The organism is Streptomyces incanus, assembly GCF_042656345.1.
GTDB lineage: Bacteria > Actinomycetota > Actinomycetes > Streptomycetales > Streptomycetaceae > Streptomyces > Streptomyces incanus.
The window spans coordinates 38,380-64,066 of the sequence record NZ_JBHSPC010000001.1 but is presented as its reverse complement, the minus strand read 5'-3'; the positions used below and the strand labels follow the sequence as shown (position 1 = coordinate 64,066).

Here is a 25,687-nt window from a genome sequence, read left to right as displayed (position 1 = left end):
GACGTCGTGTACGTGTCAGACAACGGCTTCGTCGCGGATCAGTTCGCCGACCATGCGCACCGCCCCGGGCACGGCGTCGGCCACCCGAGGGCTGAGGCCGACGCCCTCCTCGACGGTCGCGGGTTCGCAGCCCACCACCAGGGTGCGCCGCGGTGGCACCGTGCCGGTGCCCGCGCACAGGGTGTCCAGCAGGGCCAGTACGGCATCGGGCGACATCCGGTGGCCGTCCAGGGCGACACCGTCCGGTGGCCGTCGGCCTGCGGGCTCCGTGGCGTCGATCAGGTACAGCGTTCCGGGCTCCCCTCCGCGTGCTGTCGCGTCGAGGAGGACGAGCGTGTCGTAGCCGTCGAGGAGCTGGTACGCCAGATGGACGCCGCGGATGCCGACGTCGGCGACTTCGACGCCCGCGGGGCACCCCTGTTCGGTCAGCCGGCGGGCGACCTCCACCCCGAAGCCGTCGTCGCCGAGGAAGATGTTGCCCACCCCGGCGATCAGGGTGCGCGGACGGGGTTCCGGGCCGCTGGTCATGGTGTCTCCTCGCGGTCCACGACGTCGACCTCGTCGGGCTGGAAGTAGAGATACCGGCCCTGTTCGCGGCGGATGTCGGCGCCGGGGTCGTCCTCGAGGGTGACCGCGATGTGCACGCCGCCGTCGACATCGTGCAGGACCGCCTCGACCAGGGCGCGCCGGCCGGCGACGAACAGGTCCTGGGCGTCGGAGTGGCGCAGCCTGGGCCGCAGCACGACGCGGCTGCCCGCCCGCACCTTCCGTCCGTCGACCAGGACGTGATCACGGGCGGGATCCACGGAGGCGTCCGCGCCCGGATCCCACCAGGGTGTGTCCTGCCGGACGAAGCCGTCCTCCCGGAAGACGCCGGACGCCCCGGCGCCGGCGCCGAACCCCGGTACGTCCGGCACGGGTGAGCGCAACGCGGACGCCCCGGACGTGGTGACCTCGCGCAGGCTCCGTACCGCGCCGTGCAGTCGCTCCAGCATCTGTGCCGGCATCGAGTCGGTGAGGTCGATCACCGCCGCCGCCCGGTCGTCGGTGCCTCTGGCCTCGCGCTTCTCCTCGTCGGTCAGGGCGGCGGTGCGCAGCGCGAGGATCTCGTCGATCTCCGTGGCGTCGTACAGGACGCCAAGACTCTCGGGGGCGATGGCCGGATGGTCCTCCAGGATGATCGGAGAGGAGAGCACCAGGTCACGGGAGCCCGGCTCACCGGCCGGTACGGGCCAGGTGTGCAGATTGCGGCAGGCCGCTACGGCGCCCTTGGCCCACTGGGGCGGGTCCGTCAGTGACAGGAACTGCCCGGAGTCCAGGTACAGCAGGGTGTGGGTCGCGACCAGGGAACGGGGCAGCGCCGCATCGCGGCCGGCCCCCTCCTCGGGCAGCCAGTCGCTGGTGTTCTCCACGACCACCCGCAGCCGTTGCGTGGCGTACGGTCCGTCCAGCGGACTCGCCGACAGGCGCAGGACTCCGCCGATCTCCTCACGGCGCCGCACCAGCCGCCCCACGACCGCCCCCGTGGCGTCCGTGACGGGCTCGGTCTCCTCGGCCGCCGGACGGGCGAAGGGCACCACGACAGCGGTCTTTGTCAGCTCGTCCACATCGACGCTCAGACGGACCCGCTCCTCGCGGCCCTCGTCCCACGGCACCAGCACCCGGTCGTCCAGGGGCAGTTCGCGTACGGTCTCGAAACCGCCGTCCGGCAGGGCGCGCTGGACCGTGCGCCGCTGGGCGTGCAGGAAGCGCACCTCGACGGCGAGGGTCGCGCCCCGACGGGGTTCCATCAGCAGTTCGGTGTGTTGGACGTCGTGCTCCGCGGCGGCCGCCGTCCAGGACGGCGGCACGAGCACGCCGAACTGCCAGCGCAGCCGGTTCTTGGCCGCCGAGGCACGGTACGGGTAGAGCACGTACCCCTCGAACAGCACGGCGTCGGCGACGTGGCGTGCCACCGCCAGCCGGGCCTCGGCCCGGGAAGTGAACGTCGTCGTGGTCACGGTGTCCTCTCCCCCGCCGTGTGCAAAAGGTGTTCGACGGTCGCCTGCCACGAGGGCAGCGCCTGCCGCGACCGGTAGGCGAGCAGCGCGTCCATGGCATCCCGGGGCAGACGGATCCAGCCCGAGCCCGGGAAATGCTGCTCGACCATCTCCTGCCAGGTCTTCACCGGCATCCGGACCGTGGCCTCCCGGTCCCAGGGGACGGGCTCGACCTGAAAGCCGCCGGCCCCGGTGAAGGCCGTACCGGAGAACAGCATCAGCAGCGGGACCTCCCCCTCCTCCACCGCGTGGAAGTAGCGGGAGGAGGCGATGTCCATGTCGTAGGTGCAGGGCACCACCAGGTCGGTCTCCGTCTCGCCGGTGAACCCCTGGACCATCACAGGCACGTGGGCGAACTGCACGGGGTGGAGGCTGCTGCCCCAGCGGGACCGCTCCCCGAACAGGTCGGCCAGCGCCTCGGCCTCGGTGTCGCCGTAACCCCGGCGCGCGGGCTCGATGCGGATCTGGCAGCGCAGCGCGAGCGCGTGGACCCGGGTGCCCGGGGAGGCGGTGATACGCAGTCGGAACACGAGCGTGGGGCCCGCGGCGTACGGATCGGCGCGCACACCGGTGCAGGTGAAGGTGAACCCGGTCACGACCGGCCACCCCCGAACGCACGGGCTTGGCCCCGCACCTGGGCGAAGAAGGCGTCCAGGTCGGCCCGCGCCTCCGCGCCCCCGTCGAAGCCCTGCCACGTCAGTCGCATACGGCCCACCAGTTCGTAGCAGATGTCGATCGGCACCAGATAGCACTCCACTCGCCCCTGATGGCGGCGCAGCAGCAGTGCCTCCACGTCGGCTTCGAGGACTTCGGCCAGGGGCGAGCCGTCCAGGACGGACTGCCAGGACTCCGACTCCAGTTCGCTCTCGGTCGCTCCGGCCGGGCTCGGATAGAGCGCGACCAGGCGGTCGAGTGCGGAGTTGCGGAAGAAGAAGACGACGCCGACGGGGATGCGCAGCCGCTCCCAGGTCTGCTCGTCGAAGCGGTGCGCAGGGTCGTTGAGGTAGCGGCCGGGAACCGTGCGGAAGCGGCCCGTCGGCGCGCCCGTACGGTCCAGGAGCTGGGCGCAGGGGTCGCAGGCACAGGCCAGCGCACGGTTCTCGACGTCCACGAGGTGCCGGTGACGCTCGTCGGGCAGCGGCACCGCGCACAGCTCACAGCGTTCCTCGCGGGGCGGGCGGGGCCCGGTGAAACGGAACAGTCCCTGGGACGCGGAAGGTTGCCGGGTTCGTTCAGGTCCGGCCGGCAGCGCGCTCACGGCGCGGTGGTGGCCGGTGGCCGGCCGTTCGTACCGGACGCGGCCGGCGGGCCCGCACCGATCTGGAGGAGGACCGGTTCGCGTTCCGTGGCCGCCTCCAGCACCACCGCGGTCACCTCCGGCGCAAGGCAGGCGAGGACGTCCCGCGCCGCCTGTTCGACGGCCTCACGGGTGCTGCCGCAGCCGCCGCCCGATCCGGTGAGCCGCAGCCGCAACTCGCCCGTGGCCGGGTCGAATCCGGCATTCTCCACGGGATGCGGGACCGCGTTCAGTGCCCGCGTGATGCGGGTGGGAACGTCGTCCGGGTGCAGCCTGTGCAGGACCAGAAGGCTCGCGACGAGTTCGTCACCGAGGAGGGCGTCCCGCGCCTCCCGGACCGGCCTGTCCGGATCACGTCCGAGCAGGTCCAGGGCGCGGGCGAAGCCGGCACCGTAGAACTCCATGAGGACCCGCACGAGTTCCTCGGCGGCCTCGCACGCCGCGCGGTCGCCGGAGGCGGCGAGCCGGTCGAGGGTCTCCTCGACCATCCGTCCGGCCGTCTCCGCGTCCGTCCCGCCTCGCACCCCGCTCATCCGGCCAGACCACTCAGGCCGGTGGGTACGTGCATGGACTTCACGGTCCTGCCGTCGCCGACGTACATGTGGACGCCGCACGGCAGACACGGGTCGAAGCTGCGCACGGTGCGCATGATGTCGATGCCCTTGAAGTTCTCGGGGGTGTTCTCCTCGAAGATCGGCGTGTTCTGCACCGCGTCCTCGTACGGGCCGGGGGTGCCGTAGGTGTCGCGGGTGGAGGCGTTCCACGGCGTCGGCGGGTACGGGTGGTAGTTGGCGATCTTCCCGTCCCGGATGACCATGTGGTGGGAGAGGAGACCACGCACCGCCTCGGTGAAGCCGACGCCGATGGACTCGTCCGGCACCTCGAACTTCTCCCAGGTCTGGGTGCGTCCGGCGCGTACCTCCGCGAGGCCCTTCTCCGCACAGTGCAGGGCGACAGCGGCGGCGTAGGCCTGGAAGTAGGTGCGGGCACGGTTGCGCTCCAGCGCGTTGCTCCACTGCGGGATCTTCCACTCGAAGGTGGTCTCCGGCTTGGTGAGCGTGCGGGGCAGATTGATGACGACGCTGTGTCCGGTCGCCTTGACGTACCCGATGTCGACCAGCCCCGACAGGGCCGTGGACCACAGGCGGGCGAGGGGGCCGCCGCCCGTGTCGAGCGGCAGGTGGTCCTTGCCGTCGAACCAGCGGGGTGACATCACCCAGCTGTACTTGTCGTCGAAGTTCCGCTTCTGCGGCGCGGGGATGGTGTGCTGGTTCCACGGGTGGCGCGGGTCGATCGGATTGCCGAGCGGGTCATGGGTGACGAACTGCTCCTTGCCCGCCCAGTCCTCGTAGTACGAACTGCCCAGCAGGATGCGGATGCCGAGGTTGATCTCGGTGAGGTCGTTGGTGACCAGCTTGCCGTCCACGATCACACCGGGGGTGACGAACATGCGGCGTCCCCAGTCCGTCATGTTGGCGTAGGTGAAGTCGCAGTACTCGGGGTCGTTGAGCGCGCCCCAGCAGCCGAGCAGCACGCGTCGGCGGCCGACCTCCTCGTAGCCGGGCAGTGCCTCGTAGAAGAAGTCGAACAGGTCGTCGTGGAGCGGCACGACCCGCTTCATGAACTCGACGTAGCGCATGAGGCGGCTCATGTAGTCCGTGAACAGCTGGACCGAACCGATGGTGCCGACGCCGCCCGGGTACAGCGTGGAGGGGTGCACGTGGCGGCCCTCCATGAGACAGAACATCTCCCGCGTGTACCGGCTGACCTGCAGCGCCTCCCGGTAGAACTCGCCCTCCAGCGGGTTGAGCGAGCGCATGATGTCGGCGATGGTGCGGTAGCCGTGCTCGGCCGCGTGCGGCGCCTCGGTGCGCTCGGCGAGTTCGAGCACCCCCGGATTGGTCTCGCGGACCATCTTCTCGCAGTAGTCGACCCCCACCAGGTTCTCCTGGAAGATGTTGTGGTCGAACATGTACTCCGCGGACTCGCCGAGGTTGATGATCCACTCGCCGAGGTGCGGTGGCTTCACCCCGTACGCCATGTTCTGCGCGTACACCGAGCAGGTGGCGTGGTTGTCACCGCAGATGCCGCAGATACGGCTGGTGATGAAGTGGGCGTCGCGCGGGTCCTTGCCGCGCATGAAGACGCTGTAGCCGCGGAAGACCGACGAGGTGCTGTAGCACTCGGCGACCCGCTTCTGCTTGAAGTCGATCTTCGTGTGGATGCCGAGACTGCCCACGATCCGGGTGATCGGGTCCCATGCCATCTCCACCAGGCCGGTGCCGTCACCGGTCGTCGTCGAGGTCGCCATTGTGTCGGTGCTGCCCTTCGGTCGGTCGGTCGGTCGGTCGGGTCGGTGAGCGGGTCTTCGCGTCAGGCGGGGCGGGGGAGCGGGTGAGGGGCGCTCACCACGGCGGCCGGTAGCCGGTGGTGATCTTCCGGCCCGTGTGCCGCCACTTGGGCTCCTTGTCCACGGTCTGCGCGGTGATGGTCCGCAGCTTGCGGACGACCGCCCCGTAGGCGCCGCTGGCAGTGCTGGACAGCTTGGCGCCGGGGGGCTCGTCCATGAACGGCATGAACTTGTCGGGGAAGCCCGGCATGGTGCAGGCGATGCAGATGCCGCCCACGTTCGGGCAGCCGCCGATGCCGTTCATCCAGCCACGCTTGGGCACGTTGCACTTCACGACGGGCCCCCAGCAGCCGATCTTCACCAGACACTTGGGGGAGTCGTACGAGGTCGCGAACTGACCCTGCTCGTAGTAGCCGGCACGGTCGCATCCCTCGTGCACGGTGGCCCCGAACAGCCAGGTCGGGCGGAGCTTGTCGTCCAGCGGGATCATCGGAGCGGACCCGGCGGCCTGGTAGAGCAGGTACGTGAGGGTCTCGGCGAAGTTGTCGGGCTGGATGGGGCAGCCCGGCACGCAGACGATCGGCAGCCCGGCCTTGGACTTCCAGTCCCAGCCCAGGTAGTCGGGCACCCCCATGGCGCCGGTCGGGTTCCCCGCCATGGCGTGGATGCCGCCGTAGGTCGCGCAGGTGCCGATGGCCACGACCGCCAGCGCCTTCGGAGCGAGCCGGTCGATCCATTCGCTGGTGGTGATGGGCTGGCCCGTCTCGGGATTGTCCCCGAAACCGCACCAGTAGCCCTCCTTCTTGATCGTCTCGTTCGGGATGGATCCCTCGATCACCAGGACGAACGGGTCGATCTCGCCGCGCTCACCTTTGAAGAACCATTCGATGAACGTGTCCGCGCCACCGACCGGCCCGCACTCGAAGTCGATGAGTGGCCAGTGCACGGCGATCTTCGGCAGTCCGGGCAGGGCGCCCAGAGCGATCTCCTCGATGCTGGGTTGCATGGCCGCCGTCAGGGCGACCGAGTCGCCGTCGCAACTCAGCCCGGCGTTGATCCAGAGGATGTGGATCGGCTTCTCGTCCGTGCCGACTGCGCCGGACGTCTCAGGCTCCTCGCTCGTGGTCGGGGTTGCTGCGTTCATCAAGGCCTCCTGGGGAGGGATACGGCAGAGCCGGTTGATCGGCCCGGTTCCTTGCTAAGCGTCGGCCCGCTCGTCCGCCACCGCACGGGTGGCGGCCGGGGCGGCAGGAACCGATTCCTTGCGCACGAACGCCCGGCGCAACGCGTGGTACGGCGCGTCGGGGTTGAGGAAAATACTGCGCATGCGGGAGAGTTCCCGCTCGCGCACCGCCGCCAGAGGGGTGACGGCCGCCCGGCGCTCGTGCTCCGCCTTCTTCGCGGCGAGGCGTGACTGCGCCCCGGAAGAGCCCGCCCAGCGTTCGGCCAGCCGGGTGACCTCGGCGGTGAAACGGGCGGGAGGGCACTCGATCAGCCGGTCGGCCAGGCCGATGTCCCGGGCCGTGGCGCCGCTGACCGGCAGCGCCTCCCGGGTCAGCCGCTCGGCCGTCGCGGCGCCGACCCGGCGCGGCAGGCTGTACGTCCAGTACTCGGACCCGTACAGGCCCATGCGCCGGTAGTGTGGGTTGAGCACGGAGCCGGAGCGGCACCACACCTCGTCGGCGGCCAGCGCCAGCATGACGCCACCGGCCGCCGCGTTGCCGCCGATCGCGCCGACGACGAGACGGTCGGTTGTGTTCAGGACGGCCTCGACGAGGTCGTCCATGGCGTTGATGTTGGCCCAGGACTCCGCGGCGGGGTCCGCAGCCGCCTCGATGACGCCGAGGTGGATCCCGTTGGAGAAGAAGTCGCGGGCGCCGCCGAGCACCAGCACGGCGGTGGGTCGGTCACAGGCCGCCCGATAGGCGTCCAGCAGGCGTCGGCAGTGGTCGGTGGACATCGCGCCGCCGGGGAACGAGAAGGACAGCACTCCCACCGGCCCCTCCTCCCGGTAGCGGATGTCCGACCAGCCGGCGTCGTCTGCGCGGGGCAGTACGGGAGCGGGCAGTTCCGGCAGCCGCGGCAGCCGTCCGGCCAGGGCGCGGGCGGCGGGCAGCTTGCAGGCCCTCGGTGCGCCGGAACCGGTACGGGCCCGCAGTTCGGGAATCCAGACCGCGCCGTCCGTCGTGGCCCGGCAGATCGCACCCGCCCGGGTCGCCAGCAGCTCGCCGGGCCGTCCGCGCAGGCCGCGCTCGGCGTGGCCGCCGTGCAGGAACCACTCCCCGCCGAGCAACTCGTCCAGGACGCCGGGCTGGGAGTCGGCGGCGCGCAGCTTGCGCAGGACCGTCTCGGTCGCATCGTCGGCCCACGCGATACGGCGTGTCCTCTGGCGCATCGGGGGACGGGTCCGAGCACCGGGCATGGTCGGCAGCGTGCGCTGGTCGAGTGGGGTGCAGCTGCCTGACGCGAACCGGTCGACGGCCGTCAGCACCGCCTCGAGAGCCGCGTCGGACAGCTCATTGCGGTACAGGTCGCTCTTGCCCACCCGGGGCACGGGGAAGGTCACCGTGGCCCAGACGGGCCCCGCGTCCATCTCCTCCTCGGCCTGGAGGACGGTGACGCCCCAGTCCCGGGCGTCCTCGTGGACCGCCCAGTCCAGGGACGACGGTCCGCGGTCCCCGACGGGCCCGGGGTGGACGATCAGGCAGGTCCTGGCCGCCCACACCTCTCGCGGTACGACCGTCTTCAGCATGGGCGCCACGATCAGGTCGGGTCCGTGCCAGCCGACGGCGGCGACCACGTCCGGGCCCCGGGGCGTCACCTCCACGGCCACGGCGTGCCCACGATCGTGCAACTCGGCGTGCACGCGCTGGGTGAGGCTGTTGTACGCACTGGCGATGAGCAGGATGCGCATGACGACCCTTCCGGGGTACCGCGGCCGTGAGGGTGAGGCGACCGGCTGCCTGCGATCGTCGACCATGGCGGAGTGTGAGCGTCGACATGAATCCCGCTCCTCACTCGACCGAGTGACCGCTCACGGCACGTGGCCGACGGCCGGCGGGCTCGCGCGCTCTCACGCCGGGACCACCATCCCGTGGCCTGCCCGATATGACGGCGATGGGAGTGAGTGGGAGACTTTTACTGTCCTGGGCACTCAGAAGACGTGCCGCCTACGACTACGACAGCGGACAGGTGGACCGAGACATGGCCAAGGAGCGCAAACCGTCGAAACCCTCCGGTGGCGGGGCCAGTCGTCACAAGGGGACCGAGCACCACGGCTGGTCCCCGGACGTCGACGAGACACGGCAGCAGGAGAATCCGAGCGCTCGCCGGTCCTTCCACACCGAGGAAAACGCCCCCTCACGCGGGCCGGGCCGCAAGCGCGCCAAGGAGGAGCACACCCCGGTCCCCGGTGACGTCGTGGGCAGTGACACCCGGCGCGGCGAGGACTACGGCGCCGAGCAGGAGAAGGGCATGCGGGGCACCGAGCGCCGGGGCCGCTCCGGACGCCCCAGCGGCACGAAGGACAAGGACGCCTACACCGGGGTCGACCCCGACGACCCCGACACCGGACACCGGGCGGGTTGACGGACGGCGGGCGCACGGGCCCGGCGGGGCCGCCGGGCCCGTGCCCCCCGGACTCAGCCCGTACCCCGGGCTGAGTCCGGGAGCACGGGCCGGCTGCCTCATCGGCCGCCGCCGGGTGAGGCGGCGCCCACGCTCAGCGCCCGGCCGCCCGCGCGGGCGGCACCGGCGGCCGTGGTGACGGCCGCCGCTCCTGCGAACTCACCCGGACCGGGGCGCGGTTGCTACTTCACGCCGAGACCCGCGTCGTCCACGGCTTCCTTGCCCTCGGCCTTGAGCACCTTGTTCAGCGGTGCCAGGTCGTAGATGCCGTCCAGGGCGGGCTGCTCCAGCAGGCCGGCCTTCACCGCGTGCTGCGCCTGCGAGTCGAGCGTGGAGGCCAGCGGGTCGTCCAGGAAGGTGATGGACTCCCAGGCCGGGTCGAGGACATCCTTGGGCAGGGCCTTGCCGGACAGTTCCTCGAGGGCCCTGTTCGCGGACGCCTTGGCCTCGTCGGGGTTGGCCTTGATCCAGTCGTTGGTCTTCACCGAGCCGCGCAGCACGGCCTCGACGACGTCCGGGTGCTCCTTGAGGAAATTCTGCGACACGATGATGTTCGTGATCACGAACTTCTTGTCGGGCCACAGGTCGGCCTCGTCGAGCAGCACCTCGGCGCCCTCCGCGACCAGCCTGGACGCCGTCGGCTCCGGCACCCAGGCACCGTCGATCGAGCCGGACTTGTAGGCGTCGGGCGCCACCTTGTTGTCGGTGCGGACGACGGAGACGTCGCCCCTGCCGCTCTGCGCGTTGACCTTCCAGCCCTTCTCCGCGATCCAGTTGAGGAACGCGACGTCCTGGGTGTTGCCGAGCTGCGGGGTCGCGATCTTCTTGCCCTTGAGGTCGTCCTCGGACTTGATCCTGCCCGGGTTCACCACCAGCTTCACGCCGCCGGAGGCGGAACCGCCGATGACGCGCAGGTTCTTGCCCCGGGACTTGGCGAATCCGTTGATGGAGGGGGAGGGGCCGATCCAGCCGATGTCGATGGAGCCGGCGTTCAGCGCCTCGATCTCGGACGGTCCGGCGTTGAAGGTCGCCGACTTGATCCTGGTGGCGCCGAGCTCCTTCTGCAGCAGGCCCTCCTCGATACCCACCAGCGCGTTGGCGTGGGTGAGGTTCGGGAAGTAGCCGAGCCTCACCTCGTCGACGGACAGCTTCTCGGCGTCCGCCGCGACCTCGGACTGCTTGCCGGCGTCGGTGGACTCGGAACCGTAGCCGCACGCGATGAGCAGGAGGGGCAGCGTCGCGGTGACGGCGATGGCACGCAGGAGAGCGAGCGGTCTGGCGGCAGACACGGAGGTGTCCTTTCGGAAGGGGTGAGGAGACGAAACGGCGGGATGCGGCGGCGGGCCCGCCGGAGCGCACCGAGGGGCGCCGGGCCCCGGCTCACGGCCGGACGGGACGCACGGCGCGGGCGAACGGGAGGACCGGCGGACGGGAGGACCGGCGGACGGGACCGGGGTGGGCGGGACGCGGCGGTGAGCTGCGCGGAGCCCGCGCGCCCCGTGAGCGGGTCGCCTCAGGCGTGCCGGGAGGCGGACGGTCCGCTGACGGACCGTCCCGAACCCGACGGCCCGCGGTCGGGCTGCCTAGACCCGTACTTCGCGGGTCCCTCGATCGTGAAGATCAAGTGATCGGGATCGGTCCACGGGCGGTCGGCCCGGCGGCGTGATTGTCATCGGGCAACCGATCGCGGCGGGAACCGGTCGGTGATCATGCGCTGAGCCTTCACTAACGGGTGACCCGCGAAGTGCGGGCCTAGAGGAGGACTGCTGGGGCGCGGAGTGACGACAGATGGCGCTCGACGTGCGGCCGAAGTCGATGTGGCGGCGCGAGGTCAGGTGGGGCAGCAGGCGAGCCGCACGGTCGAGCGCACGCATGACCATGACCACCCCCTGATCCCTAGGTTTCCTACCTGGTTGCTAGGGATCGTGGCAGAAGAACGCGCCCACCCCAAGGGGGTGTTCATATGCTGGATGGAGTCATTTCATGATCTGACACTCGGCTGCCGACCGGTGTGTCAGGGGTTCACCCAGGCATCCGGGGCGTCAGTCAACGCCGCGACGTCGGCGGGCAGTTCGGCCGTGGCGACATCGGCCAGCGACACCCCCTCGAGGATCTCGCGCACATTGGACCGCAGTGCGATCCACAGGGGCAGCAGCGACTGGGCCGGCCCGGAGTAGGACAGGTCCGGCGGGCGGACCCCGCGCACCGAGACCAGTGGCCCGTCCACGACCCGTATGACATCGGCGATGCTGATGGACTCGGCCGGTCTGGCCAGCCGGTACCCGCCGTTGCCGCCGCGCCGGCTGAGGACGATACCGCCCCGGCGCATGTCGTTCAGGATGCTTTCGAGGAACTTGTGCGGAATGTCCTGGGCGTCGGCGATGGCCTCGGTTTTGAGGGGGTCGTCGTCCCGTGAGGCGGCGAGCTGCAGCGCGGCCCGTACCGCGTAGTCCGCCCTGGCTGAGATCCGCATATCCGTAGTATCCCGCACGCCGCGGCCGGTGCCCGGCGTGGGCCCCCGGATGATCAGGCCGGCAGGACGAACGGCGGGTGCGCGCCGTTGAGGAAGTGGTCGCCGACGTCGCGCAGCCTGTGGGAGACCGGCTCGTACAGGGTGTGGGCCCTGGCGTTGCGCCAGAACCGGTCGAAGCCCGGCCGCGCGTACATGGAGCGGGCGCCGATGATGTCGAGGGCGCGGGACGTGGACTCCTGCGCGGCCCTGGACGCGGCGGCTTCCGTCATCGCCACGAGGACCGAGATCTCCGCGTACTCGTCGTAGGTGAGCCCTTCCCCGCGCCCCAGTTCCCACCGACCACCGAGAAGCACCGTCACGTCCGTGGACATCTTCCTCGGCGTGCTCGACCTGGTGCCGGTCTCCTCCGGCTCCACGGCACCCGAGGCCCTGCGCAACTCCATCGATCTCGCCCGGGCGGCCGAGCGTCTCGGCTACGCCCGCCACTGGTACGCCGAACACCATCTCAACCCCGGGGTGGCGGGCACCTCGCCCGCGGTCGTCCTGGCCCTGACGGCAGCCGACGCCTCCACCATCCGCCTGGGCTCCGGGGCCGTCCTCCTCGGCCACCGCACGGCGCTGTCCCGGTTCGTCGGCGGCATGATCATGGGTCTGGGCACGGCCCTGACCGAGGGCAGCACGCTGGACACCGCCTTCGGCGGCTTCACCGAGTCGGACCTGGCGGCCTACCACGTGCCCGTGCACGCCGACGTGCTCCGCATCGAGACGCACCGGACCGACGAGGAGGATGCCCACCTCGACCCCGTGGGGAGCAAGGGAATCGGCGGGACCGGCATCGTCGGCACCGCGGCGGCCATCGGCAACGCCGTGCGCCACGCCACCGGCGTCCGCTTCCGCGGCCTCCCGCTGACGCCGGACAAAATGCCGACCGCGCCGGCGGGCTGAACGGCCTCGCCACACGCGCCGTCAGGGCAGAGGCCCGGGGCGGACCGCGAGTACCGCGATGTCGTCGTCGCTGCCGGCGGCCAGTCCGATGAGCAGCTCGTCGCAGAACACGTCGAGGGGCTCGTGGGCCAGCCCGGCGGCGTGTCCGCGGAGCCGGTCCAGGGAGTGGTCCAGGGACTCGGTGCGGCGTTCGATGAGGCCGTCGGTGTACAGCAGCACGGTCGAGTCGGCCGGGATCGCGTCGTTGGCCTGGGGACGGACCAGCTCGGGGTCGACGCCGAGCAGCAGCCCCGCCCCGTCCTCCAGGTAGCGGGTGGGGCCGTCCGGGCTGACGAGCAGCGGCGGCAGATGGCCCGCGGAGGAATGCACGAACTTCCAGAGGCCGTTCTCGAGTTCCTTGATCAGGCCGTAGACGCAGGTCGCGGTGGCCTCCTGGTGCAGGGTGTGGTTCGCCATGTCCAGGCGACGCAGAACCTCCCCCGGCGGCTCCTGACGGTCCACGGCGATACCGCGCAGCATGCTGCGCAGTTGGCTCATGGCGATGGCCGCGTCGAGGTCGTGCCCGGCGACGTCACCGATGACCAACGCCGTGTCCCCGTTGGGCAGGGCGAAGCAGTCGTACCAGTCGCCGCCGACCTCGGCCGTGGCGGAGGAGGCCGCGTAGCGGGCGGCCAGCCGGAGATGCGGGATCTCGGGCAGCGCCGGCAGGAGCGAACGCTGGAGGCGTTCGGCGATCTTCCGCGTCTCCTGATTGAGGCGGGCGTTGTCCACCCGGAGGCCGATCGCGCGCCCCAGATCGTTGACCAGCGGCAGATCCTCCTCGGTGAACGGCCTCCCCCGCCCCTTCCGGGCGAGGGTGAGCGCGCCGATGACCTTCCGGGGCGAGCGGAGCGGGGCGACCACCGCGCTGTTCGCACCCAGTTTCCGGAACAGCTCCACGTAGTGGGCGTCCAGCGGGCTCGCGGCCCGGCCCGGGGACGGGAGTTCGGTGAACAGCAGGGGGCCCGCCCCGCGCAGCGCGCGGGCCAGCGGCCCCTGGGAGGTCTCGGACAGCGGCGGAAGCCGGCCCTCGTACTCCTCGGGCCACGGCCCCTGGGGCGCACGGTGCATGACGCAGACCCGCTCCACCTCGTCCTGCGCCGTGAACAGGTCCACGAGGCACCAGTCGGCCAGCCATCGGGTCAGGATCCGGCCCACCCGCCGCAGGCCCTCGTTCAGGTCCGGAAGGGTGCTCAGCGTGGCCCCCGTCTCGGCCAGCAGGGAAAGCCGTTCCAGCTCGGACGGGCCACCGACCCGGCCCACGCCCGTTCTCCGGTCCCCTCCGGGAAAGGCCGACCAGGGGGCGCCACCCGCCTCCCGCAGGGCCCCGGGCCGGAGCCGGCCGGGCGGACGGGACGAGGGCGACGGCGCGGATCCCCTGGGGGAGAACTCGGCCACGAACACGGTGCGGCCGTCGGCGGTCTCCTGGCTCTCGACGAACAGCCGGACGGGTACCAGCCCACCGTCGTGGTGCAACGCGGGGAGCGGCAGCGACCGGCCCAGGATCCGAGGCTGCCCGCTGAGCAGCAGGGACGTGAACGCCATGGTGTGACGCTTGCGGAGATGCTCCGGGATGAGCGCGGTGAGCGGCTGCCCGACGAGATCGTCCGCGGGCCAGCCGAGCAGGTCCGCCGCCGGTCCGTTGACCGCGATGATCCGATTCGACTCGTCGGCGGCGATCGTCGCGACCCTGCTGGCCTGCACCTGCCCGGCGTCCCACAACACCGGCTCCGAGGCACCGGCGCCCGGTTCCCGGGGCATCACCGTCCACGCCGTGGGTCGTTCCCCGGCGAGCTGGTCGCCGATCTGGTCGAACAGCCACTCCTGGAAGCCGCGGCCGCGCGGAAGCGCCGGCAGCGTCAAAAGCCGCCCGTCACGGGCAGCTTCCTCGGCCAGGTCGATAACCGCGCGCAAGGTCTCCAACGGAGGTCCGATGTCCGACGGCACCCACAGGAACAGGGACCCGAACTCCGCCTCGGCGGGCTGCCGGCGCAGCGTGGCCGTCACACCCGCACTGATCACGTCGTTCATGTCCAGGGCGGCCGCGAGGTCCTCCGCCGTCACACCCGGGAGGTCCCCGGAGGCCAGGGCCAGAACGGCCTCGTTCAGCAGCGTGTGCCGGTGCTGCGTGCAGGTCAGGCAGAGCGCCGCCGGTACATCGAGGAGCGTCACGGTCTCGCCCTGCCCGGAACGGGGTGTGGCGGCCACCCACCCGTCCGACGGAGGCGGCGATTCCTCGGGCAACAGCTCGAACCACACCGTCTTGACCGCGTCGCCCGTGTCGACGCCGTGCCGGGACGCCAGCCGCTCGACCAGGGCCAGCCCCTGCCCCGTACCGGTGTACGCGGGACTCTCGTACGGCACGAGCCCGCGCTCCGGCCGCCGATCGCTCACCCGCACCAGGACCCCGCCGTCACCGGCCCGGGCCGTCACCTCGATCTCGGTGCGTGCGTGCAGCACCGCATTCGTCACCAGCTCGCTGACCAGGAGCTGCGCGGTGTCCAGTGTGGCCGGCGCGGCACCGTCGAGCGTGGCCCGCACGAACCGCCGAGCCTTCGCCACGCTCTCCGGCTCCGGAGGGAACCGCCGTGACGGTGCCCCGGGGGCATTGAGGTCGCCCATGGGATCAGTCTGCCCCACGGCACCCGCCGCCGCGTGCACGCTCACCCGCCCGCCGCGCACGCCCGATGAGTCCGTACGTCCGCAGCGATCCCCCCTCATGCAGGACACGGAACCCAAAACCCTTCCCTGAAGACGTCATGGCGCGGCTCGTGTTGTACATGCCCATGTCTCTCGACGGCTTCATCGCCGGCCCAGCGGGGTGGCGCGACGCGGACCGACGACCACGGTCCGTACTCCCGAGCGCAGCCCGAAGCCCGCGGGAGGCGGGCGGATGCGAGGAGAAGTGATGAGCGAGGTGGCCATGCACCACGCCGTCCCGCCGGACGGCTTCATCGCCGATCCGGACGATCAGGCCGGCCCGCCGGTCGACCGGTACTCCGACGGCGACGCGGAACCGGACGTGGTCGGCGGGTCTCGCAGGTGTCCGCCGACCACGTCCGGCCGGTGCGGGCAGGCACCGGGGCGATGGGGATCGGGTGCCACCTGTTCGACCGTCGAGAGGGCAGGCAGGCCCCCTGCCTGTTCCGGCCCCGCCGTCAGGTCTGCCGTTCCGGCCGGGGGCTCCGGTCGAGTGTGATCCGCGCGGCGACCGGCAGATGGTCGCTGCCGGTGCCGGGCAGGGTGCGGATGTGGTGGACGGCGGCCGAGCGGGCCATCACCTGGTCGATGCGGGCCAGTGGAAGCGCGGCGGGGAAACTGAGGGCGAAGCCGCGTTCCGCCACGTTCATCCGAGAGGTCAGCGGGGCCAGGCCGCGGTCGTCGACGGTGCCGTTGAGGTCGCCCAGCAGGATCACCGTCTCCAGTTCCTCGGCGGCGAGGGCCCGCCCCAGCAGGCGGGCGCTCTCGTCCCGGTGGACCGAGGCGAGGCCGCCCGGCCCGACCCGGATCGAGGGCAGGTGCGCGACGTACACCGCGATGTCCCCGTGCGGGCCGCTGACCACGGCCCGCAGCCCGCGGCTCCACGGCTCCGTGATCCCCCGGGGCCTGATGTCCAGCAGCCGGGCATCGGTGAGCGGATGCCTCGACCAGAGACCGACGGTGCCCCGGACCTCGCGGTACGGGTAGCGCCGGGCGAGTGTCCGCTGGTAGGCCGGCAGCGCCGCCGGCACCAGTTCCTCCAGTGCGATGAGGTCGGGGCCGGCGTCGGCCAGGGCGCGGGCGGTACCCGCAGGGTCGATGTTCTCGTCACTGACGTTGTGCTGCACCACCACCAGATCCCGCGCCCCGGCCCGCGGTTCGGGCAGGAACAGCCCGCCGAAGAGATACGTCCAGGCGGTCACCGGCAGCAGCAGGGCCAGCAGCGCGGTCGCCGAACGCCGCAGCAGCGCCGTCGCGGACAGCACGACGACCACCAGTCCCAGCCAGGGCAGGAACGACTCCAGCAGACTGCCCGCCCGGCCCACGGAATTGGGCACCGCGCGGTGGAACACCAGCAGCCCTGCCGCCGACGCCGCGGCCGCCGCGATCACCCGCCCCCGCGTCCAGACCGATCCACCGCGCGCGCCCCACCGTCCGCCGCCCACCCGTTCCTCCCCGCTGTCCCGCTGCCCGCCCGCATGATCCTTCTTCCCAGGACGCGTTCTTGTGCGACGCGGTTTCCGTACCTGGGTCACCTTCAGGTCACCCCGTCATCAAAAAGTGCGTTCTTCCATGTCAGTGGCCATTTTCTTACGGTTCTCGAGTAACCACAGGTGACCACGGCCGACCGGGCCGTCAGCGGTCCGACGGCAGCGAGACCGCGGGCTCACAGCGCAAGGAGGCAGGCAGTACGGCCATCACCCTGGTCAACCCCGAGGGACTTCCGGAGACCGGCGTCTACCGGCAGGTGGCGATCGCGTCCGGTTCCAGGACGGTCTTCATCGCCGGGCAGGTCGCATGGGACGCCGACGGCGTCACGGTCGGCGCGGGCGACCTCGCCGCCCAGGCCGAGCAGTGCTGTCTCAACGTCGCCACCGCCCTGGCCGCGGCGGGCGCCACCTTCGCCGACGCCGCGAAACTGACGGCCTACGTCGTCGACCGGGCCCCCGACAAGACGGCGCAGTTCATGGAGGGCGCCACCCGCGCGGCTCAGAAGCCGGGAACCGCCCCGGCGGCTCCGGCCATGCTGGTGGGCGCACAGGCACTGGACATCCCCGACCACCTGGTCGAGATCGAGGCCATCGCGGTGCTCGACCGAGGCCGTCACGGTCCTCGGCTGCGGCCCAGGACGACGGGAACAGTAACGGCCCCCGGAAGCCGGCGCTTTCCAGGGGCCGGTGACGCTGCGAAGGGCGTGATCAGCGGCTCGTGCGCATATGGTGCACTTCGCTGGCGACCGCCGCCATCAGTTCGGGATCCAGGACCGACGCGTCGGCGAGACGGGTCGAGGCGGTCAGGGAGTTCAGCAGCGTCTTGGTGACCCGCACCGCAGGCAACGAGCGCCGCAGGAGCGGCCTGGCCCACTCATCGACCGCGGCGTCGAGCGAGTCCTCGGGCACGACCCGCTGCAGGATCGACAGGCCGAGGGCCTCCTGGGCGGCGAGGGGGCGTCCGGTGAGGATGAGTTCGCGCACGGACGCCGCGCCTGCCTCGCTGATCAGCCGTGGCAGCAGGCCGCCCCACGTCGTGGGCAGACCGAGGGCGAGTTCGGGCAGTCGGAAGGACGCGGTGTCGGCACCCACCCGCAGGTCGCAGGCGAGGGCGAGGGCGAAGCCGGCCCCGATGGCCCTGCCCTGGACGCGTGCGATGGTGACGGCGGGGTGGGACGTCAGCGCGTCGCACACCCGCCGGCCCTTGACGCCGGAGACGCGGATGCCGTTGCCGGTGGCGTCCTGGGCGAGGTGCTCGGCGAACTCGTCGCGGTCCCCGCCGAGACAGAAGTCCTGCCCGGCTCCGGTCAGCACCAGGACGCGCACCGAGGGGTCCTGGTCGTCGAGCACGGAGAGCAGGTCGTCCAGCATGGCCTCGCTGACGACGTTGCCCTGCTCGGGAACGTTCAACTCGATGGTGAGGACAGGACCCTGCCGGTGGGTGCGCAGGGTCTTCAGTATCCGGTCGTCGGGATCGTCGGGGTCGCCGGACGGGAGCGGGGTGTTCATACGGTCACTTTCAGGGAGGTGATGCGGCGGAACACGACACGGGTCGTGTCGTATGTGGGAGGTGCGGAGGGCCGCAAGGTGGGGAATCGTTCCAGCAGCTGGGTGAGGAGCTCGCGTGCCTCGAGCCGGGCGAGGCCCGCTCCCAGGCAGTAGTGCGCACCGCCGCCGAAGGTGAGGTGCCCGCCGTTGCGCCGGATGTCGAAGAGACCGGGGTCCGGGTTGCGGCGGGGGTCGTGGGCTGCGGAACCGTACAGGACGTGGACGGTGGTGTCCTTCGCCATGGGCACCCCCGCGAGGACGGTGTCGTCGGCGGCGATACGGGAGTTGACGAACACGGGAGGGTCGTAGCGCAGCGTCTCCTCGATCGCGTCGTCGATGTGCTCCGGATGTTGCCGCAGCCAGGCCGCGCGCGACGGATCCTGGGTCAGCAACCAGACGGCGTTGGTCATCAGCACCGCGCTGGTCTCCAGGGAGGCGATGGTGATGAACATCGTCAGGTCGTAGATGATCCGGTCCGCGGCGGCCCGGTCGTCCGGGTACTTGGCGTCCCAGTAGTGGATCCAGCCGGTGAGGGCGTCGTGGCCGGGGTTCGCGCGACGGTGCCGGATCAGTTCGGTGAAATAGGCCCGCATCTCCAGGGTGGCCTGGGCCGATATCGCGAGTTCACTCTTGGTGGGGAGCAACTCCTGGGCGTACACCTGCCGGTGGGTGAAACTCAGGATGCGCGCATGGTCCTCCGGGCCGAGGCCGAGCCAGCGGCCGACGGTGCGGATGGGCAGTTGCTCGCCGACGAGGGTCCCGAAGTCGGACTCGCCGTCCGCCTCCAGCCGGTCCGCGAGTTCGTCGAGGAGGCCGGAGGCCAGGGCGGCGATCCCGGGGCGCAGGTCCTCGAGCGCGGAGCGGTCGAAGGGATTGCCCAGGGCCCGCCGCTGGCAGGTGTGGGCGGGGGCGTTGAGCCGGGGTAGTGTCCTGGTCATCTCGCGGGTGGCCGGGGCCTCCCAGCGCTTCTGGTCGGGCTGGCGCTCCTGCCAGGCGAAGTCGGGGACCAGCCAGTTCCTGCCGCGCAGGACCTGGCTGCATGCCTCGAATCCGGTGACGAAGTAGCCGCCCCATGGGGCGCGCACCACGTCTCCCATGGAGCGCAGGTCCGCCCAGATGGGAAGTGGGTTGGTTTGGCCCTCGTCGGTACGCAGTCGACGGAGGAGGGAGATGACGGCTCGGCGGTCGGTGGTCGTCGTGCCAGGAATAGTGCTGATGCCACGTATGTCGCCAACGGCGGTCACGCGGAGCTCCTTTGGCTGGGCGCTGCCGGTACCGCCGGAACCTACCCTTCCCCCCTCCTCCGTCATGCGCCTCAGAGCGTTGCTCCTGTCACATGCGGTACATCAGACGCGGAAGACATCGAGGAAACTGCTCCAGAATCCCCTCTTCCGTCCCGGTTCCTGCCGCATCGGGGCGGACGGTGCCACGGCCATGGGCTGCTCCGCACCGGGCACCGAGGCACGGCTCTGCAGAGCCGCCGTCATGCGCGTGGCCGGTGACGGGCTGAAGGTCGCGGGCAGTGCCACCAGGGCCCGGTGGAACGGCCCCGGCCGCCACTGCAGTTCCTCCCGGGGCACGGCCAGCGCCAGGTCGGGCAGCGCGTTGAGCAGCCGCTCGATCGCGGTGGTCGCGATCACGGTCGCCGGGTCCTTGGCGGGGCAGGCGTGCGGTCCTGCCCCCCACGCCAAATGCGCGCCCTTGCTGTGGGCGCGGCGGGCCTCGGCGAGCGCCGGGTCGCCGTTGGCGCCCGCGAAGGAGATGACGACCGGGGTGTTCGCCTCCACGACATGGCCGCCGAGGTCGACGTCCTGGACCGGGTAATGGGTCGCGTAGTTGGCGATCGGGGTCTCGTTCCACAGCACGTGGTCGAGAGCCTCCTCGATCATCATGCCGCTCTGCCGGCCGCCCGCGCCGGACAGCATCAGCAGCAGGGCGTTGCCGATGAGATTGCGCTCGGGTTCCACCCCGGCGCCCATCAGCATCACCAGCTGGTCCTTCAGTTCCTCGTCGGTCAGTCCGGCCGGGTGCTGGATCAGCCACGAGGTGACGTCGTCGCCCGGCCGGCGCCGCTTGAGGGCGATCAGCTCCATGAGGCAGGCGGTGAGGTCCTCGTTGGCCCGCAGCGCGTCCTTGCCGTCGAAGATCGCCGACATCGCGGTGGTGAGGGTGTCACCGATGTCCGCGGGGCAGCCGAACAGCTTGTTGAACAGCAGCAGCGGCAACAACTTGGCGTAGTCGTTGAGCAGGTCGGCCCGGCCCCGCTCGCTGAACTGGTCGAGCAGGTAGTCGGCGATCGGCTCCACGTCGCGGCGGACCCGGGTGATGTTGAGCCTGGCCAGGCTGTCGGTGACCGCCTTGCGCAGCCGCAGGTGCACCGCACCGTCGGTGAACAGGCAGTTCGGCCGGTACGCCATCATCGGCAGCACCGGGTTGTCCATCCCGATGCGCCCCTCGTTCAGGGCCTTCCAACGGCGGGCGTCGCGAGCGAAGAGCTCGGTGTTCTGCAGGACGCGCAGCGCCATCTCGTGCCCCACGACCAGCGTGGCGTCCGCGCCCGGGGCGAGCTCGACCGGCCCGGCCGGAGCGTGGGCACGCAACTGGTCGTAGAGCGCCTGCGGATCGGCGGCGAACGAGGCGTCGTGCATGGGGCATCTGCTGCCCGCGGGCGCAGATGTCTGCTGGAGATCCATGAAGTCTTCCTTGATGAACCGGGAGCGTCCGCTCCCGGGCGAGGTGGGCGCGGAACGGTCAGGCCGCGCGCTCGAGCAGATGCCGGACCAGCGCGATCAGCGCCTTCGCGGAAGACTGCTGGTTGCGGGCGTCGCAGTAGACGACGGGAGTGTCCGGGAGCAGGTCGAGCGCCTCACGCACCTCCGCCTCGCTGTAGGTGGCGGACCGATCGAAGGTGTTGACGGCGATGGCGTACTCCAGGCCGTACCCCTCGACGAGGTCGATGACGGGGAACGTCTCCTCCAGCCGCGCGGGGTCGACCAGCAGCAGTGCTCCCAGCGCACCGCGGGCCATGTCCTCCCACAGCTGCATGAAGCGCTGCTGCCCCGGCGTGCCGAAGAGGTACAGCACCAGGTCTTCGCTCAGCGTGAGACGGCCGAAGTCCAGGGCGACCGTGGTGGTGGTCTTGCCCGTCACGCCCCGCAGGTCGTCGACGTGCACGGAGGCCTGGGTCATCTTCTCCTCGGTGCGCAGCGGAGTGATCTCCGACAGCGACCCGATGAGTGTCGTCTTGCCCACGGCGAAATGCCCGACGACGAGGATCTTGGCGGCGTTGGTCACCGCGCTGGAGACGTAGATGGAGCCCTGGGCCGTCTCAGCTGATGAGGGATTGGAGTCCATGCAGAACCTTCTCGAGGGTCGCTCTGTCAACGTTCTGGGCCCGGGGCGGCTCGGCTCGGTGGAGCAGGTGCCCCTGTTCGGACAGGTCGGTCAGCAGCAGGCGGGCCACCCCGACCGGCAGCCCGAGGTGGCCGGCCACCTCGGCCACCGACAGGTAGCCCCCCGCGCACAGGTCCCAGATCGCCGTCACTTCGGGCCCGGCCCCGAGCGGAGGAGTCCGCTCGGGAGCCAGCGTGACGAGGGTGTGCAATGCAAGATCGTCCGAGGACGGCAGGCTCCGGCCACCGGTGATGACGTAGGAGCGGACGAAGTCGCTGGAGACGGATTCCTTCTCGCCGGGAGCCGTCATGAGCCGCCACCATGGGTCGAGCGCGGTGCGACGCTCATCGCCTTGCTGAGCGCCACCACCGTCTTCTGCATACGGAACGACACGGCTTCCATGTCGACGTCCGGAGCCGCCGAGACGGCCAGGTAGGCGCCCTGGCCGGCGGCGCTCAGGAAGATCCAGCCGCCGTCGTACTCCATCAGCGTCTGCTTCCAGACGCCGTTGCCCGAACCGACGAAACCGGAGACCGCGCGGCTGAGGGACTGCATGGAACTCATGGCCGCGGCGTTCGTCTCCGCGTCGTCGCGCGAGATGTCGTCCGAACGCTGCAGCAGTAGGCCGTCACCCGAGACGAGGACGGCGTGACGGGCACCGCGCACCTCGAGCACGTCGTTCAGCACCCACGACAGGTCGGTGTTCACCGCTGATCAGGTCCTTCCATGGTGTTCGTGATCCGGCCGAGCTGGGTGCCGCGGGCGAACGCGCCGAGGCGCGACGCGGTCACCTCGCTGGCCTGCTCGGGCGTGGGCTCGTCGGCAGTGGCCGTGGCGTCCGGCGAGGGCACCACCGAGATGGGGCCCTGCCGTCGGCGCCGCTTGGGAAGTCCGCCGTTGGTCCTGCCCACGACATGGGAGGGGCCCACCGGAACGGGAGTGAGCCGCTGCGGGGCGGCTTCCTCCCCGGAGGCTTCCTGGACGGGCTCGGCAGGTGCGGGCGCCTCGGCGGCAAGGAGACTTTCCGGTACACGGATCACCGCACGCACTCCGCCGTAGGGGGACACCGAGCCCACGGAGACGGCGAAGCCGTACCGCGCCGCGAGCATGCCGCACACCGCGAACCCGAACCGGGGCGGATCGCCCAGACTCGTGATGTCGACCGCGCCTTCGGGGGACAACAGCGCCGCCGCCCGGTCCTTGGTCTCCTGGTCCATGCCCAGCCCGGCATCGTCGACGATGAAGCACACACCCGTCGGGACGGCCTGGATGTTGACCTCGACCGGCGTGCCCGGAGCACTGTAGGTGGTCGCGTTGTCCAGCAGTTCGGCCAGTACGACGGCCACCGGTTCGACGGCCTTGGTGGAGACGGAGACGCTGACCTGGGCGTGGATGCCGACCCGGTTGAAGTCCTTGATCCGTCCCTGGGCGCTGCGGGCCACGTCGTACACGGTCGCCGCGCCGTCACGCCGGCCCAGCCATCCGCCGCACAGTACCGAGATACCCTTGGCCCGGCGGCTGAACTGGCTGCCGGTGTGGTCCACCGACATCAGGTCGGCGAGGACCTCGGTGTCGTTGCCGTACTTCTTCAGCAGCTCGTCGAGCAGCAGCTGCTGCTCCTCGGCGAGGGACTGCAGTGTTCCCATCGCCGACTTCAGTACGGCCTTGGTCGACGACTCGGCATCCGCGCGGACGTCGGCGAGGTCGCCCTGGTGCCGCGCGTTGAGCGCGGCGATCTGCCCCTGCTGCTGGGCGAGCTGACCCTGGGTCTGCCCCAGGCTTGCTTCCAGGTCCTTCCTCGTTCTGCGGAGAGCCAGGTTGGTTCTCCGCGCCCTCATCACTGCGAACACCGCAGCGATGAGCACTACCAGCAAGATCCACAACAGTGGATCCCGGATCAATGACGTCATGAGACTCTCTTCAAGTCGCATCGCGCCGGGAGCGCGGGAGGTCCACCGGTCCATGCTGAGCGACCCGGCCGTCGAACGGCTCGGGCCCATGGGCGGACCACACCTCACTCCTTGGCGATGGGGCCTTAGAGACTGTCCCCCGTACGCGTTCATGACGCGCCGTCAGTCTGCTGAAAGTTCGATGATCTTATCAGTTACATATGCGCAAAACGTATGCCCCATGCGTCACTCAGCGACCCTCACCAGACCCTCACACGCCTGCCTTCCGCGTGTCACCGACACGGAATGCGCGCTGCCGGATCCGGAGGAACCGGACCGGAACCAGCAGGGAACCGGGACGGAACCCGGGCGGAACTCCGGGCGGAACCGGGAGGGCATCAGCCCGGTTCGCCCGTGGTTCCACCCCGCCGACGGGGCGTGCAGGGGGGTGCAGGTCAGGACGCGTCGAACCGCACGCGGTCACTGCCCCGGTCGGAGGGGAACGACGCAAGGGCGCTCCTCTCCTCGGCGACGGAGGCCCGGTCGGCCCGCGAGAAGCGACACAGCGGAGTGACCGCCACGGCACCGTCCTCGAAATCCCAGGTCGCGGCGACCCACCCGTCGACCAGCACCACCCGGGCGCCGGTGACCGACAGACCGCGGTGCGCGTCGTCGATGACGCGCACCGCGGTCGTGGTAACCGAGGACCGCGTCGTCGAACGCGGGCAGGAGCCGCACCGGTACCGGCGTCGCGGCGTCGGGGCGCGGCAGGCCGGGCAGGTCCAGCAGCTCCCGGCCCCGCTCGTCGCGGAACGACACCAGTTCCCCGCGCATCGCGGCGACCGCGGCCGGCAGCCCGGCCAGGCCGGACCACGCGCGCAGATCGGCCGTGGCCGCGGGGCCGTACGCCGTCAGGCAGCGCCGTACCAGCGCCCGGCCCACCGGGTCCGAGCCTTCCGCGTCGTGCTCGTCGTCGTGCGGTACGGGTCCACCGTGGCAGCCGTAGAGGTCGGAGTGTGTCCTCTGCTCGGGGCATCATGGATGTCACGCCGAAGACATCAGCGCGACTGCCGGCACTGCTCTCCCTGCTCCAGGCGCGCCGGGACCGGCCGGGGGCACTGCCGGCCGAGCGGTTGAGCGTCAGCCCACGCACCGTGCGCCGCGACGTCGACCGGCTGCGCGAGCTCGGCTACCCCATCGTGGCCGTCAAGGGCCCCGAGGGAGGCTACCGGCTCGGCGCCGGTACGGATCTCCCGCCGCTGCTGTTCGACGACGAGCAGGCCGTCGCCCTCGCGGTCGCCCTCCGGATCGCCGCCACCACCGGCGCCGGCATCGAGGAGGCCGCGGTACGCGCGCTGAACACCGTCCGCCAGGTGATGCCGGCCCGGCTGCGCCACCGCGTCGACACCCTCCAGGTCACCGCCGTCGAACGGCCGGGAGCCCGCCCGGGCCCCCAAGTCGACAGCGGCGTGCTCATGACGCTCAGCGAAGCGGTCCACACCCGCGAGGTCCTGCGCTTCGCGGACCCCTGGACAACGGTGACGTCAGGGCCGACCTGAAGACGGCGCACACCGGCATCCGGAAGAAATTCGAGCGTGTCGGGTTCACTCATGCCGCCGACACCGCCTCGGTGCCGGCCGGGTACCCCCGGGTCCTGATGCGGCTCGACCCGCGCCCGGACGGACCCGGAGCGGCCACGGCCCGACGGTGACGGCACTGCTGTCCGCCGCACCCCCGTGCCTTTCTGTCCGCTTCCGTCCCGGCCGTGGGACAGACGGAAGCCGCCCCGCGGTGCCGGACGCCGATGAGGTCCGGCACCGCGATCGCGGGACGGCTCGTCGAACGCGGCGGCTTCGACACGCGACGGTGCCGACGAGGGACCGGCGCCGGTCCGGCC

General features: G+C 71.1%; 21 protein-coding genes and 4 pseudogenes. 4 read left to right on the top strand and 21 right to left on the bottom strand.

From position 1 onward, the window contains the following. Positions 1 to 15: 15 nt before the first annotated feature. From ACFP2V_RS00295 to ACFP2V_RS00260, 8 genes are all read right to left on the bottom strand, one after another. Positions 16 to 528 (bottom strand): hydrogenase maturation protease, encoded by a 513-nt coding sequence (locus ACFP2V_RS00295; protein ID WP_381204228.1) that lies wholly within the window; start codon positions 526 to 528, stop codon positions 16 to 18. Beyond that, complete coding sequence (locus tag ACFP2V_RS00290; protein ID WP_381204227.1) at positions 525 to 2,000, bottom strand: hypothetical protein; 1,476 nt, start codon at positions 1,998 to 2,000, stop codon at positions 525 to 527. Before ACFP2V_RS00290 ends, ACFP2V_RS00295 begins: the two co-directional genes overlap by 4 nt. Continuing rightward, positions 1,997 to 2,635 carry a DUF6084 family protein gene (locus ACFP2V_RS00285; RefSeq protein ID WP_381204226.1) on the bottom strand — a complete coding sequence of 213 codons (639 nt, stop codon included), beginning with the start codon at positions 2,633 to 2,635 and terminating at the stop codon, positions 1,997 to 1,999. The genes ACFP2V_RS00290 and ACFP2V_RS00285 overlap by 4 nt, the downstream gene beginning before the upstream one ends. Beyond that, the gene (locus tag ACFP2V_RS00280) at positions 2,632 to 3,297 is read right to left on the bottom strand and encodes a DUF5947 family protein (protein ID WP_381204225.1); all 666 of its coding nucleotides are present in this window, start codon (positions 3,295 to 3,297) and stop codon (positions 2,632 to 2,634) included. The genes ACFP2V_RS00285 and ACFP2V_RS00280 overlap by 4 nt, the downstream gene beginning before the upstream one ends. Then, positions 3,294 to 3,869, bottom strand: coding sequence for a hypothetical protein (locus ACFP2V_RS00275; protein WP_381204224.1), 576 nt, complete (start codon positions 3,867 to 3,869; stop codon positions 3,294 to 3,296). Before ACFP2V_RS00275 ends, ACFP2V_RS00280 begins: the two co-directional genes overlap by 4 nt. Next, positions 3,866 to 5,647 carry a nickel-dependent hydrogenase large subunit gene (locus tag ACFP2V_RS00270; RefSeq protein WP_381204223.1) on the bottom strand — a complete coding sequence of 594 codons (1,782 nt, stop codon included), beginning with the start codon at positions 5,645 to 5,647 and terminating at the stop codon, positions 3,866 to 3,868. The genes ACFP2V_RS00275 and ACFP2V_RS00270 overlap by 4 nt, the downstream gene beginning before the upstream one ends. 94 nt (positions 5,648 to 5,741) lie before the next feature. Continuing rightward, complete coding sequence (locus tag ACFP2V_RS00265; RefSeq protein WP_381204222.1) at positions 5,742 to 6,830, bottom strand: NADH-quinone oxidoreductase subunit B family protein; 1,089 nt, start codon at positions 6,828 to 6,830, stop codon at positions 5,742 to 5,744. A 54-nt stretch (positions 6,831 to 6,884) separates the two neighbouring features. Next, positions 6,885 to 8,600: a hydrogenase maturation protein gene (locus tag ACFP2V_RS00260; RefSeq protein WP_381204221.1), complete on the bottom strand. Its 1,716-nt coding sequence runs from the start codon at positions 8,598 to 8,600 to the stop codon at positions 6,885 to 6,887. A 290-nt stretch (positions 8,601 to 8,890) separates the two neighbouring features. Here ACFP2V_RS00260 and ACFP2V_RS00255 point away from each other — a divergent pair, with 290 nt between their 5' ends. Then, a complete protein-coding gene (locus tag ACFP2V_RS00255) occupies positions 8,891 to 9,274 on the top strand; it encodes a hypothetical protein (RefSeq protein ID WP_381204220.1) in 384 nt (127 codons plus the stop codon). 221 nt (positions 9,275 to 9,495) lie between these two features. On the opposite strand, the gene ACFP2V_RS00250 is transcribed toward ACFP2V_RS00255, so the two are convergent. The 3 genes and pseudogenes from ACFP2V_RS00250 to ACFP2V_RS00240 form a co-directional block, all read right to left on the bottom strand. Beyond that, a complete protein-coding gene (locus tag ACFP2V_RS00250) occupies positions 9,496 to 10,602 on the bottom strand; it encodes an aliphatic sulfonate ABC transporter substrate-binding protein (protein WP_381204219.1) in 1,107 nt (368 codons plus the stop codon). 725 nt (positions 10,603 to 11,327) lie between these two features. After that, positions 11,328 to 11,786: an RrF2 family transcriptional regulator gene (locus ACFP2V_RS00245; RefSeq protein ID WP_381204218.1), complete on the bottom strand. Its 459-nt coding sequence runs from the start codon at positions 11,784 to 11,786 to the stop codon at positions 11,328 to 11,330. 53 nt (positions 11,787 to 11,839) lie between these two features. Further along, a pseudogene (locus tag ACFP2V_RS00240) lies at positions 11,840 to 12,115 on the bottom strand (acyl-CoA dehydrogenase family protein); the annotation flags it as partial. Here ACFP2V_RS00240 and ACFP2V_RS00235 point away from each other — a divergent pair. Further along, entirely contained in the window at positions 12,093 to 12,731 is a 639-nt protein-coding gene (locus ACFP2V_RS00235) for an LLM class flavin-dependent oxidoreductase (protein ID WP_381204217.1), read from the top strand. The pseudogene ACFP2V_RS00240 and the gene ACFP2V_RS00235 overlap by 23 nt on opposite strands. Before the next feature lie 21 nt (positions 12,732 to 12,752). Here ACFP2V_RS00235 and ACFP2V_RS00230 read toward each other — a convergent pair whose 3' ends face one another. After that, entirely contained in the window at positions 12,753 to 15,392 is a 2,640-nt protein-coding gene (locus ACFP2V_RS00230) for a SpoIIE family protein phosphatase (RefSeq protein WP_381204216.1), read from the bottom strand. Between the two features lie 536 nt (positions 15,393 to 15,928). Next, positions 15,929 to 16,915: an endonuclease/exonuclease/phosphatase family protein gene (locus tag ACFP2V_RS00225; protein WP_381204215.1), complete on the bottom strand. Its 987-nt coding sequence runs from the start codon at positions 16,913 to 16,915 to the stop codon at positions 15,929 to 15,931. A gap of 251 nt (positions 16,916 to 17,166) precedes the next feature. Here ACFP2V_RS00225 and ACFP2V_RS00220 point away from each other — a divergent pair. Beyond that, a pseudogene (locus ACFP2V_RS00220) lies at positions 17,167 to 17,565 on the top strand (RidA family protein); the annotation flags it as partial. A gap of 103 nt (positions 17,566 to 17,668) precedes the next feature. Here ACFP2V_RS00220 and ACFP2V_RS00215 read toward each other — a convergent pair. The 8 genes and pseudogenes from ACFP2V_RS00215 to ACFP2V_RS00180 form a co-directional block, all read right to left on the bottom strand. Further along, the gene (locus ACFP2V_RS00215; protein ID WP_381204214.1) at positions 17,669 to 18,469 is read right to left on the bottom strand and encodes an enoyl-CoA hydratase/isomerase family protein; all 801 of its coding nucleotides are present in this window, start codon (positions 18,467 to 18,469) and stop codon (positions 17,669 to 17,671) included. Next, positions 18,466 to 19,752 (bottom strand): cytochrome P450, encoded by a 1,287-nt coding sequence (locus tag ACFP2V_RS00210; protein WP_381204213.1) that lies wholly within the window; start codon positions 19,750 to 19,752, stop codon positions 18,466 to 18,468. The genes ACFP2V_RS00215 and ACFP2V_RS00210 overlap by 4 nt, the downstream gene beginning before the upstream one ends. A gap of 102 nt (positions 19,753 to 19,854) precedes the next feature. Beyond that, positions 19,855 to 21,156 (bottom strand): cytochrome P450 family protein, encoded by a 1,302-nt coding sequence (locus ACFP2V_RS00205; protein WP_381204277.1) that lies wholly within the window; start codon positions 21,154 to 21,156, stop codon positions 19,855 to 19,857. Positions 21,157 to 21,259: 103 nt separating this feature from the next. Then, positions 21,260 to 21,862 carry a GTP-binding protein gene (locus ACFP2V_RS00200; protein ID WP_381204212.1) on the bottom strand — a complete coding sequence of 201 codons (603 nt, stop codon included), beginning with the start codon at positions 21,860 to 21,862 and terminating at the stop codon, positions 21,260 to 21,262. After that, positions 21,837 to 22,211 (bottom strand): DUF742 domain-containing protein, encoded by a 375-nt coding sequence (locus ACFP2V_RS00195; RefSeq protein ID WP_381204211.1) that lies wholly within the window; start codon positions 22,209 to 22,211, stop codon positions 21,837 to 21,839. Before ACFP2V_RS00195 ends, ACFP2V_RS00200 begins: the two co-directional genes overlap by 26 nt. After that, the gene (locus tag ACFP2V_RS00190) at positions 22,208 to 22,609 is read right to left on the bottom strand and encodes a roadblock/LC7 domain-containing protein (RefSeq protein WP_381204210.1); all 402 of its coding nucleotides are present in this window, start codon (positions 22,607 to 22,609) and stop codon (positions 22,208 to 22,210) included. Before ACFP2V_RS00190 ends, ACFP2V_RS00195 begins: the two co-directional genes overlap by 4 nt. Beyond that, entirely contained in the window at positions 22,606 to 23,811 is a 1,206-nt protein-coding gene (locus ACFP2V_RS00185; RefSeq protein WP_381204209.1) for an ATP-binding protein, read from the bottom strand. The genes ACFP2V_RS00190 and ACFP2V_RS00185 overlap by 4 nt, the downstream gene beginning before the upstream one ends. A 434-nt stretch (positions 23,812 to 24,245) precedes the next feature. Further along, a pseudogene (locus tag ACFP2V_RS00180) lies at positions 24,246 to 24,747 on the bottom strand (DNA glycosylase AlkZ-like family protein); the annotation flags it as partial. An 80-nt stretch (positions 24,748 to 24,827) separates the two neighbouring features. Between ACFP2V_RS00180 and ACFP2V_RS00175 the strand changes: the two are divergent. Continuing rightward, positions 24,828 to 25,310: pseudogene (locus tag ACFP2V_RS00175) on the top strand (helix-turn-helix transcriptional regulator); the annotation flags it as partial. Between the last annotated feature and the right edge of the window lie 377 nt (positions 25,311 to 25,687).

What these genes read in the sequence shown, in the direction of transcription:
- ACFP2V_RS00245 (WP_381204218.1), bottom strand. Translation starts at nt 11,786, where the DNA reads ATGCGGATCTCAGCCAGGGCGGACTACGCGGTACGGGCCGCGCTGCAG.
- ACFP2V_RS00265 (WP_381204222.1), bottom strand. Translation starts at nt 6,830, where the DNA reads ATGAACGCAGCAACCCCGACCACGAGCGAGGAGCCTGAGACGTCCGGC.
- ACFP2V_RS00230 (WP_381204216.1), bottom strand. Translation starts at nt 15,392, where the DNA reads ATGGGCGACCTCAATGCCCCCGGGGCACCGTCACGGCGGTTCCCTCCG.
- ACFP2V_RS00215 (WP_381204214.1), bottom strand. Translation starts at nt 18,469, where the DNA reads ATGAACACCCCGCTCCCGTCCGGCGACCCCGACGATCCCGACGACCGG.
- ACFP2V_RS00275 (WP_381204224.1), bottom strand. Translation starts at nt 3,869, where the DNA reads ATGAGCGGGGTGCGAGGCGGGACGGACGCGGAGACGGCCGGACGGATG.
- ACFP2V_RS00195 (WP_381204211.1), bottom strand. Translation starts at nt 22,211, where the DNA reads ATGACGGCTCCCGGCGAGAAGGAATCCGTCTCCAGCGACTTCGTCCGC.
- ACFP2V_RS00260 (WP_381204221.1), bottom strand. Translation starts at nt 8,600, where the DNA reads ATGCGCATCCTGCTCATCGCCAGTGCGTACAACAGCCTCACCCAGCGC.
- ACFP2V_RS00270 (WP_381204223.1), bottom strand. Translation starts at nt 5,647, where the DNA reads ATGGCGACCTCGACGACGACCGGTGACGGCACCGGCCTGGTGGAGATG.
- ACFP2V_RS00205 (WP_381204277.1), bottom strand. Translation starts at nt 21,156, where the DNA reads ATGCACGACGCCTCGTTCGCCGCCGATCCGCAGGCGCTCTACGACCAG.
- ACFP2V_RS00200 (WP_381204212.1), bottom strand. Translation starts at nt 21,862, where the DNA reads ATGGACTCCAATCCCTCATCAGCTGAGACGGCCCAGGGCTCCATCTAC.
- ACFP2V_RS00295 (WP_381204228.1), bottom strand. Translation starts at nt 528, where the DNA reads ATGACCAGCGGCCCGGAACCCCGTCCGCGCACCCTGATCGCCGGGGTG.
- ACFP2V_RS00185 (WP_381204209.1), bottom strand. Translation starts at nt 23,811, where the DNA reads ATGACGTCATTGATCCGGGATCCACTGTTGTGGATCTTGCTGGTAGTG.
- ACFP2V_RS00255 (WP_381204220.1), top strand. Translation starts at nt 8,891, where the DNA reads ATGGCCAAGGAGCGCAAACCGTCGAAACCCTCCGGTGGCGGGGCCAGT.